Origin of the sequence: Gottfriedia acidiceleris, assembly GCF_004138285.1 — a bacterium.
Classification (GTDB): Bacteria; Bacillota; Bacilli; order Bacillales; family Bacillaceae_G; genus Gottfriedia; species Gottfriedia acidiceleris_A.
In genome coordinates this window covers 23,312-33,451 of sequence record NZ_SCFN01000030.1, presented here as the reverse complement: position 1 = coordinate 33,451, position 10,140 = coordinate 23,312, and the positions used below count along the sequence as shown (strand labels likewise).

The following is a 10,140-nucleotide window of genomic DNA, read 5'->3' as shown; positions in this document are numbered from 1 at the left end:
TCGCATTCGAAAGTTGATTTAGAAAAAACTATATTAAAGCTCAAATATTAAATCTCAAATAAAGTAAATTGTTCTGATTCCACTTTCTTTTTCTTTGTGGATTTTTTCTTTTCAATTACTTGTTTCGAACTATTATTTACTTGAACAGCTATTTTTACTGCACTTATATAACTGTGCTCTTTATTGCAATTTGGACAGATGTATATCTGTTTGTTAATACGTGAGTCAGCTAGTTTCATACGTTCTTCTTTTGACATTCCTATGTTTTTAGCACATTGCCCACAAGTTTTCTCCATTACCTTCAACCCCTATTTTAAATTCTTTTCTGTAAGAAGAAGCGTTAAATTATGTAAACGGTTCATAAAATAATTTATCATAATGAATCCTAAATGTCTTATTGAACTATGCTGCCATAATAAAAATAATGACTAAATAGCCGATCATGTTTTACAACTAAATCATGTGTTAGTTCAATACGAACTGGGTTCATCACAAGATTAAAATACATTCTTTATTCATCTTCAAATTTCGGATTACTTTCTGATTTTTCCATATACAATTCATATTCTTTTTTCTGTTCTTTAGACATTGATTTCGGGTTACTAGCATTAATTACATGTGCTCCTTTAGGAGCATTCATATCAAAAATACTTTGAGATATATGTGCATTAAAATCTAATTTCAATAATTTAGAATTTTCTACTCGAGTATAATTAGGATGAATTTCAATTTCTCTTACAAGGAATTCAGTTTCATTATCAAACCATAGTTCCATTTTTTCAGTATCTGATAATTGAACCAAATATTTATTTACAGACCGATTAAAAAATATGTCAGTTCCTAGATCTTTTATTTTGGAAGGATCAAGTTCAGAAAAGAATGTCTTTTCAAAGTTTAGGCTGTTTTTTTCATCATTTTTTTCAATTAAGAAAATATCTGCTTCCTTATCATATGAAACAATGATTTTACCATCTGAAATTGAATAGTTGCCATTTTGACTTTCGTCCCTTTCTTTTTTCCCTGAAATATATGTAGTAAAGACATCACCATTCTTATATTTTTCAACTGCCATAATGACACTATTAGATGGAAGATTGTCCATTTTCTCGAATTTATCAGCAATTAATAAATTTAATGCTGCTTTTATTGATGCTTTAACAGGTGGGACATTCATTAAACTGATACCCATTACTAAAAATACACTACAAGCTAAAACAAACTTTTTCCAACCTTTTATTTTTTTCTTCTTTTTAATTGATTGTTTTAAAGTTCTTTTTACTTTAGCACTTTCTAATTCATTTACTTCCATTTCCTCAAATTCATTTAAATCTATGTCAAGCTCATTCAATAATGCATATATATCTTTCATATTAAACTACCTCCTAGATTAAGATTCGTAGCTTTTTTTGAAAGTTTCTTCTTTCCTCTATAAATCTGATTATCTATTGAAGCTTTACTTAGACCGAGCTTTGTAGCAATAACTTCCGTTTTTAATCCTAAAAAGAATTTCATAATAAAAATATCCCGATCGACTGGCTCTAATTGATTGATTAACTCGATAAGTTCTATTTTATTTTCCAAATAAATTAGTTCATCCTCTACTGACTTTTCAGCATTCAAATCCATGTAAGCAGATGTGAATTCTACATTTTTAATAAACTTTCTGTAATAATCAATCGCCTTAAACTTAGCAATCACACAAATCCATTTCTTGAAATCCGTTGAATTACCATTAAATTTTTTGGAATTATTCCAGATTGAAAGAAAAATATCATTAATACATTCTTCCATGATCCCATCGTTTCTAATGGGAGAGAGAACCTGATGTGTTACCCCCTTAATTAATGGCAAATATTGATCAACAATAAATTCTAATGCATCTTCTTTTTGTCGTTGTAATCGCTTTATAAAATTTTTATCATTAGACTTCATTTAACCATTCCCTTATTTTTTTGTAAAAGGCTTTACACTTAATACAACGTATATAAAATATTTTTTTCTCACATTTTTTTGAGGAAATTCCGCTATAGAATTTCAAACTTATTTTATTGAACTTTCCTGTCTTTTACTTTCAATAAAAAAGAGTACCGACTAGGTACCCCTCATCTTCAACTAACACATTCTTAGTTGCATTATGTATCTAAAAAATTACTTTATTATCCTTATCTTGAATTTTAACTTTCTCAATTTCATTCACTCTATTAAAAAAATATACTTTTTTATTTATTTCAATATCCTTTATAAATTTCTTACCTTTACTATCTACAATCACTAGCTTATTTCCTTGTTTTAATAGAGAGAGATTATCAATAACTACTCCAGAAAAATTCTGTTGATTGTCCATTTCTCCAAAAGTTGTGACAGTATTATCAGAATTTAATGAGGATTTAAACGAACCACCTTCATAAACTTTCCCGAATATCTTTGTTAATTCATAGTATCCATATATATTTTTATTTTCATAAAATAATATTGTTTTATTTCCAACATTTTCAATTTCTGGAGATTGCAATTTATGTTGAACGGCAAAATTTTTAGCTTCTTTTAATGACAAATGCTCACACAAAATCTTTCAAATAAATTAAAACCTAAAAAAATTATTAATAAGACAGCTATAAAAATAAACAGCCTATTTTTAAAAACCATGCTTTTCTTTACAACCTTTAATAGCGCAAAACCTATTAAAAATATTACTGCTAAAACTATTAATATATTAATTAAGCTAAAATTACTCATTTCCGCTCTCCTTAAAAATTTATCTTAACAAGATTATTCGATACCAATATTAATTTCTTTGAACAACTAATCCGCTAACTCTTTAATTTTCAATGTGCATTCATCTTTATTCATTTGAATAAATTCTATCAATTGATTTCTTAGTCTGATTAACAATCTACGAAAGTGTCTGCACTGTTCAACAATATGTATTAATTCATTAAGTCATTTTCTGTTATCTTATTACCGTCTTTATCAAAATACTCATATTCATACTCAAATTTGTTGTCTTTGGCTTTTGGCATATCTTCTAATTTCATTAATACTGCTGATTTTGGATGTAAGACAAATACGATTTCTTTAGTTGATTCTCCTATAACTTTTATTTTCATTTTGGATACGGGATTTTCACTATTTGAAACGACTAGCATGTGTTTCAAGTTTAAATCCTTTCCTAATTGAACTAAAAACATCGAAAGAGGCTCCTCTGCATAACTTTCAATATTTGTCCATTTATAATTGCCATCTTTATTTTTATAGAAATGAATGTATGCAGGTTGATTGTTGTATAAGAATGCAACTGTCCGATCATTTTTTGAATCAAAAATTTTTAAGATTTCAATTGCGTCTTTGTCTTCATATCCATTTGTTGATTGAATAGCTTGCATTATACCTCTTTCACTGTTCCCATATACTTGCGTAGATGGTTTTAAGAAAATAAAGAGGACAGAGCAAAGTATTATTACGAGAAAAGCAATTCGTATTTTAGACTTTAACATACTATTCTCCTATGAAATCATCGTTATTGAGTACCTAATTTCGTTTATTATTTTGGTTTACTGTCTTTTTGTTTATAATAATTCTTAGCCTTCTCCAAACTTTTAGGAATTCATTGCCTATATCTAAGAGTTAGCCCTATATAAATTTAATTCATAAACTGTTCTTGAAGTAATTGGATTGTCTTTGAATCAAGTTTGTAAATTTTTCCTCCTATCCCAGATACAAGGTTTTGCTTGTAATTAACATTGTATTCATCTTTTTTACCCTCATCATTGATAAACCACAAAGTTATATCAGAACTTGGCATTACAATATCTCCTGATTGCTCTTTCTTTCCTTCGAATCCCTTTTCAAATGTTTCAATGCGATTATGGTCTTCATCTGCTGTGTATATAATCGTGTCGATATCTGTTTTCCCAACAAGTGCAACAGTTTGAGGATTTTTACTTTCTGTTTTCGTTTTCATTGAACATCCGAATAAAATTAGCGTACAACATAATAGCATGAAAATTCTCTTCATATAAACCTCCAGTTTTTAATCATACTCTAATCTTATTCCCTCTAATTGATACAACATCCTTCCCTTCAACTAAAAACACATCATTTGGAAGACTTCTTCCAATTGTATAAGTAGAAGGAACTATTCTCATACGTTGATACTAAAATATGATCTAAAGTAAATATTCTATTATTTTATCTACTTAATCACACTATTGTTTCTTTTCACATAATCAATTGTTTGTTGAGTAATTTTCATTAAAGATGTATCCTTTTTTAATTTTCTATTTTCTAATGGATTTTACAAACAGATTAACGCTTTTTCAACCATATCTCCATTTATCACTTCAACGTTTTCAATAAAGCTATTAATTTAGAAATCTTAGATCTACAAGAAAGTGCCTAGAAAAATAAAATTTCCTAGGCACTTTCTTCGTTTTTATCTTAAACATAAGTATCAAACCATTTTACTACTCTTTCATAATAATCAATTAAGTTCTTTTCACGCCATGTTCCTTGCCAGTGATCCTCATCATAAAGAACCATTTCCGCTATTTTTCCTAATCGATTAAGCGATGAAAATATTGGTCCTGCTTCATCTTTACAAATGTGGTCTTTTGTTCCCTGTACAATTAATACTGGTGCATGAATATTGTGTAATTCAAAAAAAGGTGAATTCCGAATATATCGTTCCTTATTCTCCCATAAAGTCACTGCCAAATTAGGTTGACCATCTTCAATCCATCCGTAATTATAATTTGGATAGTCAAACTTTGTGTACATGCTGATTAAGCTTCCCACCCCACCAGAAATAACAGCCGCTTTAAACTGATGAATGCGAGTGATTGCTACGAGAGCGGAATATCCTCCGAATGAGTGACCAATGATTCCAATTCTGTCAGGATCAATTGCTGGGTGCTTCACGAGTTCATCCAATGCACTTTCAATTGCATGAGTAATTTCTGTAGCTGGTTCATGACTGTTTCGATTCATTGGCAAGTCTGGTAAAAATATGGCATATCCTTTTGAGACAAGAAGTTGATGGTTATCCGCAAGATTTGAACTCATTCCGAATTTCCTACTATTTTCAGATTGCATCGATCCCCCATAGACTCGCATAATTACTGGAACCTTACCCGTTCGTTTCTTTGGAAGTAATAGTGCACCTCTAATAATCGATCTCCATGCTTCCAAAAAATAAGTTCTGACTCGCCAAATTTAGTCGTATCAATCGTACTTAATTTTGAACTGAGACGAATTTGTTGAGTTTTTACATCCAATATTTTAATACTAGGAGGTTCATTTGCGGATTGAGAGAAGAAAGCAACTATTTCTGATTTATTGGTGTTCTTATATACGGCTCCTCCTTCGAACCAAGGTAAATGTGCACTTGGCTCTTCGACTAATTTCATGCATGCTCCCGTTATGTAATTTACTTTATAAAATCCATAGATTGCATACATCTTATCGATTGTTTGAACAACGACTTGATTTGCTTGGTCTGAATCTGGCATGACAGCTAAGATATCACGACCATCAATCTTAATCTCATTTATAATTTCTCTTTTGTATTTTCCGAAACGCCATAGGCATCCTTTTACGATTAGTAACAGATCACCATTAAGTAATGTTGTAGGTCCATCATATTCTCTCCCTAATAAAATAGTAGGTTGGGCACTGAAACATTTTACTTTTTCAGATGACTCAATATCAATTGATAATACCTCACCACCTAATATTTCTCCAATCGAAGTGTAGATTAATGAATCCCTGGACTGTTCCCACGAAAAACTTAATCCATATTCCATTTTGATATTTTTTTCAAGATGAACAAGCTCATTCTTCTGTTCAATTGATGTAATACATAAATCATAGATTAATTGTTGAGAATGGATTTTCTGGGTCCCTAAACAATTTGTAAAAGCAAGATATTTCTCACTTTTTGATAATGCCATTCCAACTGGAAATACATCATGAAAAAGAATGTTACTTTGCCCTGTTTGAATATCAATAATTGAGATATTTGAATGATAGCGATTTATCCAATTATGATTTCCTTGCTGAGCTGTTTTTTCTTGATTCGTTTTAAATACTTTAGGTTGTACGTCACTTTTACTAGTTTGTATATCCTTCGAGAACTTAGATGAATAGAAATATGAATTATCAACTTCTTTTAATGGAATCGATTTTACAATAATGCACTTTCCATCATTCGCCCAAATAGGTTTTTCGAAGCCAAAGAATGGTCGAACAATAACTTCTGATGCGAGTTTCAAAGTTTTATCAGAAGGTGCCCATAACCAAACTTGGGCATTGTTATTAATATCTGCATAGAATGCTAGAGTTTCTCCATTTGGTGACCATACTCCACCCCAACTACTTTTCGCTTTATTTGTTATCTGAAATGTTTCACCTGTAATTAGATTACATACCCATTGTGAATTCCCATCTACTACTTGCGATACGCCACTGGTCACATGACAATGAGCTTTACCATTCAAACAAAAAGCAAGCCACTCTCCATTAGGAGACACTGACATCTGTACTCGATCAGCAGGTTCTTTGATTTTAAGTAGCTCACTCACGGAAAGTTTCCTCATTTATATCCGCTCCTTTATATGAAGTTTTTTTATATGATCGCTGCTAATACACAAATCTTATTTATGCTACGCTGAAAGAAAAAAGCACTTAACTAGACGTTAAGTACCTTGGAAATTTGCTCTTGTTACAGATATATTTACAAGTAGCCAAATGCTTTAAATTGTTTATACCTATTTGCTGCAAGAACTCCCATCCATTGTTGCCTTGCGATTTCAAAGTGTTTAGGGTAACTTCCCCAACTCCATGAAATGTCCCAAACTCCATCCTTATTAATTTGTTGTACATAAAAATCTAAATTTTTTTCGATTAAATGACCAAATCTTTCGCTTAGTGGATGGCTGGGATGATCAATAAAGTCTAATGGTAGAGGTTTATACCCTGTTCCCCAATTGGAAACGTCTTTAGCTATGCATTTTTCTGCTAAATCTAGTATTTTAGTAGAAATACTTTCTAAAGAGCGTTGTGTTCTAAGTTCTAGCAGTTCTTTATACGGTTCGATTATTTTTATAAATTGTTGATAATTATTTATTTCATGTCGATCCATTTCATTTTTTTGCATTAAATGTTTAACTGCATTTTCAATTGAATGCCATCCAATTTCCGCAGACCCACTTTTCACAGTCGACCAATGAACTAAGAAAGCAGCTAGTTCTACCCCAGGATTAAACATCCAATTTTCTTGCACACCCTCCGTCCAATGCCACCAAGGAGCATGTGGATAGTCATTTGTATCTTCTAACACTGAATCCCACATACCTGATTCCCTATCATTTGTTTGAACAAGATATTCAATCATTTGTTTTACCATTTGATGATCTGCATCCAAATCGATTTCCATCAAGATTTGTCCTGCAACCCACGTCCCCATTGGAGAAGAATTTGGTAACAAAAAATCTGGTTCTATGGCTTTACCAAAACCACCATCTTCATTCTGATACTTTTTTAATTCGTTCAACACTGATTCTTTATCACCATTCTCAAACTCAAAGTCAAACCTAGCGCTTTCTAATTTCCGACCGTTCATCTTAATAAATGCTTTACCTTTCTCGAATTGATTTATCAGAATTTTATTATACAAACCGAACTCTCCTTATAAAGAAATCATGTCATAATTCTTTAAAGTACGTAATACTTCCATTGTAATAATACTTTTCCATTCCTTCTCCCCTGTATCAGCTTCCCAGTTTAAGATAAAATTACCCTCGTCTTCTTGGGAAAGTATCTCATTCGCTAGACAAGGTATAGTATGTTCCATAAGGAGAGAATATAGTGGACTTCGGGGTGAGGGAGCATACCAATAAGGTTTTGCGCAATAGTCTTTTGACCAAATCTCTTTCCTTGTTTCGATTATGTCAAATATATTGGTTTCAACTTTTTCTACTATTTTTTCACGTAATGAATCTTCAACTCGTTCAGCTAATCGAAGAAAACAAAGTGTAGCAAACCAACCATCCTTATTAAGCAATGGTAGTTTTTTCATAGCCTGTTCTGTCACTTCAGCGAGAAAACGAGTAGGAACAAGTTCCTGATATTCATGTAAATAAGCAATTAACTCTGCACATGGATTCGCCCACTTATCTGTTATCAAATAAAATTCAACAGGCGAATCTTTTTGATTTGGATACCAATATTTGAGATCTTTATCATAGGAATTCATTATATAATTTATACCTTTACGAACAATTTCCTCATTGCTTCTTGCGTTAATATCATGTAGGATTTGAAACGCCATATTGGTATCCATAGCATTTTCAAATAACCTTTCACCTTCACCTAAATTTTTGAATCCACCATTTTCTCCTTGATACTTTTCAAGTTCATAAATTACAGATTTTTTACTCCCGTTTTCAAAATGGTATTTATATAGTTCTTTTTCTAAATCTCTACCTTTAGTCATTAAATATTCTCTTGCTAAGCTCAATTTAACTTTAGATAGCTTTAGGGTCACTTAGTTTCCTCCATGGTATTTTTCTCTAAACTTCCTTTAAATTGTGTATATTTTCATTTACCATTAATAGTTATCTTATTAGATACTTTAATCATCTATCTTTCCATAACCATTTGTATTTAGCTCCACCAATTTCCTGTGTTTTTACTACTCAGATTTACATACGAAGGAAATAGAAGAATAATAAAAACACCAAATATAGAAGATAGAGATCCCAAGGTTATAAAAACCTGTGTATCAAAAGAGATATATTGTTTTTGATCACAATTGGAGCAATTCACACCTTCCCTTGAGTAAGAAAGCTTCCACAAAGATTTCTTACTCCATTTATAATCGCAATTTTGACATCTTGCCATAATATCTCCTTTTCACGTTTATTTTAAGATAGTAAAATATGTATACCATTTTCACAGAAAGTCGATTTAGATTGATTTTTTGTTTTTTATTTTTATGAATTCATGCTTTTAAATAATGCATCTCCTTAGGTGTTGCATTCTATGAATAACCTAATTCGAAACATAGTTTCAATCCCGAATTCTCGTTAGTATAATTGTGTATACTATCAAATTCTACATTCCTATATTAAGTCCTTTTTAAGCTCTAATGTCAGAAAGTGAAAAAGAGCTGAATTTTCAACAGCTCCTTTTTTGGTTAAGATAACGCTAGCTTTATTTGAAGTACAATGCTTCAAAAATTAATTATCACTTTGATTTGCCATACAAAAAAAGAAGCCTTCCCCTAAGAAACGCCCCTTCCGTATATGATATATTTAATCGAACTTTTGGCATTGTTTATTGCTATCTTCTTGCGAAATATGTTTCTCAATTTTTAAATTTGTCACTTGTAGCCCTGTTATGTTAGAATCCCTTACAGAAAAAGTAAGTTTATCATAATCTCCACCGTGGTGTCCTGAATAGTTTAAAGCACTCGCAAAAATGATATGTCTCCTGGGGTCCCCATCAATAGGTTCAATTCTGATTTTTGGACACATAAAAAAATCAGAATAAGATGGACCCAAATAATTTAAATACCGTGTATACAGTGCCTCTTCAAGCAACTCTTCTTTAGTTAGTCCGTCCAATTCTTTTCTCCACCCTACTACAAGCCAATCATAAAGAGTTTGTGACTTTAATCGCATTTTTTGGTTATTTTCCGAAACAATTAATTCTCCATCTTTAGCCGTGCAGGTTTTGCGTTTATTGTCAATTACACACGTATAAGCGGGTTCAATGGTAATCACTTCATCGTTTGCCATTTTTAACGTCAATTTATTGGATGGATTATCTAAAGATACCTCGATTTTTCCATTTACTCGGCTAGAGTTATTAAGCCAGTGTACCACTTTTCTGAGTACAAGTTCTTGAAAACCATCGTTAATACTGAATAAACGCTCTTGCCCAGAATCATTTTTAATTTTAATGTATTGAACCTCTTCATGCTTTAATGAGTGCGACATTAATTGTTCCAAAAAAGGAACCCTTTGATTGATATTATTCTTTGCTTCAGCTATTTGGCTGAATGAATTAATTAAATATCCTATGAGGAATAGAATAACAAAATTATATTTCCTCATAATAGTGATTTTCCTACAACTATAA

The 10,140-nt window shown here is 31.2% G+C and carries 11 protein-coding genes; all 11 read right to left on the bottom strand.

Annotated elements, in window-relative coordinates:
• Positions 1 to 47 precede the first annotated feature (47 nt).
• The 11 genes from EP747_RS22650 to EP747_RS22600 all read right to left on the bottom strand — a co-directional run bounded on the left by EP747_RS22650 (position 48) and on the right by EP747_RS22600 (position 10,115).
• Entirely contained in the window at positions 48 to 296 is a 249-nt protein-coding gene (locus EP747_RS22650; RefSeq protein WP_098948406.1) for a hypothetical protein, read from the bottom strand.
• A gap of 215 nt (positions 297 to 511) precedes the next feature.
• The gene (locus EP747_RS22645) at positions 512 to 1,369 is read right to left on the bottom strand and encodes a LolA family protein (RefSeq protein ID WP_129692248.1); all 858 of its coding nucleotides are present in this window, start codon (positions 1,367 to 1,369) and stop codon (positions 512 to 514) included.
• Positions 1,366 to 1,932: a sigma-70 family RNA polymerase sigma factor gene (locus EP747_RS22640; RefSeq protein WP_129692247.1), complete on the bottom strand. Its 567-nt coding sequence runs from the start codon at positions 1,930 to 1,932 to the stop codon at positions 1,366 to 1,368. Before EP747_RS22640 ends, EP747_RS22645 begins: the two co-directional genes overlap by 4 nt.
• A gap of 208 nt (positions 1,933 to 2,140) precedes the next feature.
• Complete coding sequence (locus EP747_RS22635; RefSeq protein WP_129692246.1) at positions 2,141 to 2,554, bottom strand: hypothetical protein; 414 nt, start codon at positions 2,552 to 2,554, stop codon at positions 2,141 to 2,143.
• Positions 2,555 to 2,927: 373 nt separating this feature from the next.
• Positions 2,928 to 3,494 carry a hypothetical protein gene (locus tag EP747_RS22630; RefSeq protein ID WP_129692245.1) on the bottom strand — a complete coding sequence of 189 codons (567 nt, stop codon included), beginning with the start codon at positions 3,492 to 3,494 and terminating at the stop codon, positions 2,928 to 2,930.
• A 146-nt stretch (positions 3,495 to 3,640) separates the two neighbouring features.
• Positions 3,641 to 4,015 carry a hypothetical protein gene (locus tag EP747_RS22625; protein ID WP_129692244.1) on the bottom strand — a complete coding sequence of 125 codons (375 nt, stop codon included), beginning with the start codon at positions 4,013 to 4,015 and terminating at the stop codon, positions 3,641 to 3,643.
• A 422-nt stretch (positions 4,016 to 4,437) separates the two neighbouring features.
• A complete protein-coding gene (locus EP747_RS22620; protein ID WP_165347233.1) occupies positions 4,438 to 5,091 on the bottom strand; it encodes an alpha/beta hydrolase family protein in 654 nt (217 codons plus the stop codon).
• Positions 5,092 to 5,114: 23 nt separating this feature from the next.
• Positions 5,115 to 6,593, bottom strand: a complete 1,479-nt coding sequence (locus tag EP747_RS22615) for a TolB family protein (protein ID WP_129692242.1) — start codon at positions 6,591 to 6,593, stop codon at positions 5,115 to 5,117.
• 137 nt (positions 6,594 to 6,730) lie between these two features.
• On the bottom strand, positions 6,731 to 7,672 hold the full coding sequence (locus EP747_RS22610) for a hypothetical protein (RefSeq protein WP_235832975.1): 942 nt from the start codon (positions 7,670 to 7,672) through the stop codon (positions 6,731 to 6,733).
• A 12-nt stretch (positions 7,673 to 7,684) separates the two neighbouring features.
• The gene (locus tag EP747_RS22605; protein WP_129692241.1) at positions 7,685 to 8,542 is read right to left on the bottom strand and encodes a hypothetical protein; all 858 of its coding nucleotides are present in this window, start codon (positions 8,540 to 8,542) and stop codon (positions 7,685 to 7,687) included.
• A 769-nt stretch (positions 8,543 to 9,311) separates the two neighbouring features.
• On the bottom strand, positions 9,312 to 10,115 hold the full coding sequence (locus EP747_RS22600; protein WP_129692240.1) for a hypothetical protein: 804 nt from the start codon (positions 10,113 to 10,115) through the stop codon (positions 9,312 to 9,314).
• Between the last annotated feature and the right edge of the window lie 25 nt (positions 10,116 to 10,140).

Bases quoted from the DNA above. Each gene is read 5' to 3' on its own strand.
- EP747_RS22650 (WP_098948406.1), bottom strand. From the start codon at position 296: ATGGAGAAAACTTGTGGGCAATGTGCTAAAAACATAGGAATGTCAAAA.
- EP747_RS22645 (WP_129692248.1), bottom strand. From the start codon at position 1,369: ATGAAAGATATATATGCATTATTGAATGAGCTTGACATAGATTTAAAT.
- EP747_RS22640 (WP_129692247.1), bottom strand. From the start codon at position 1,932: ATGAAGTCTAATGATAAAAATTTTATAAAGCGATTACAACGACAAAAA.
- EP747_RS22630 (WP_129692245.1), bottom strand. From the start codon at position 3,494: ATGTTAAAGTCTAAAATACGAATTGCTTTTCTCGTAATAATACTTTGC.
- EP747_RS22625 (WP_129692244.1), bottom strand. From the start codon at position 4,015: ATGAAGAGAATTTTCATGCTATTATGTTGTACGCTAATTTTATTCGGA.
- EP747_RS22620 (WP_165347233.1), bottom strand. From the start codon at position 5,091: ATGCAATCTGAAAATAGTAGGAAATTCGGAATGAGTTCAAATCTTGCG.
- EP747_RS22615 (WP_129692242.1), bottom strand. From the start codon at position 6,593: ATGAGGAAACTTTCCGTGAGTGAGCTACTTAAAATCAAAGAACCTGCT.
- EP747_RS22600 (WP_129692240.1), bottom strand. From the start codon at position 10,115: ATGAGGAAATATAATTTTGTTATTCTATTCCTCATAGGATATTTAATT.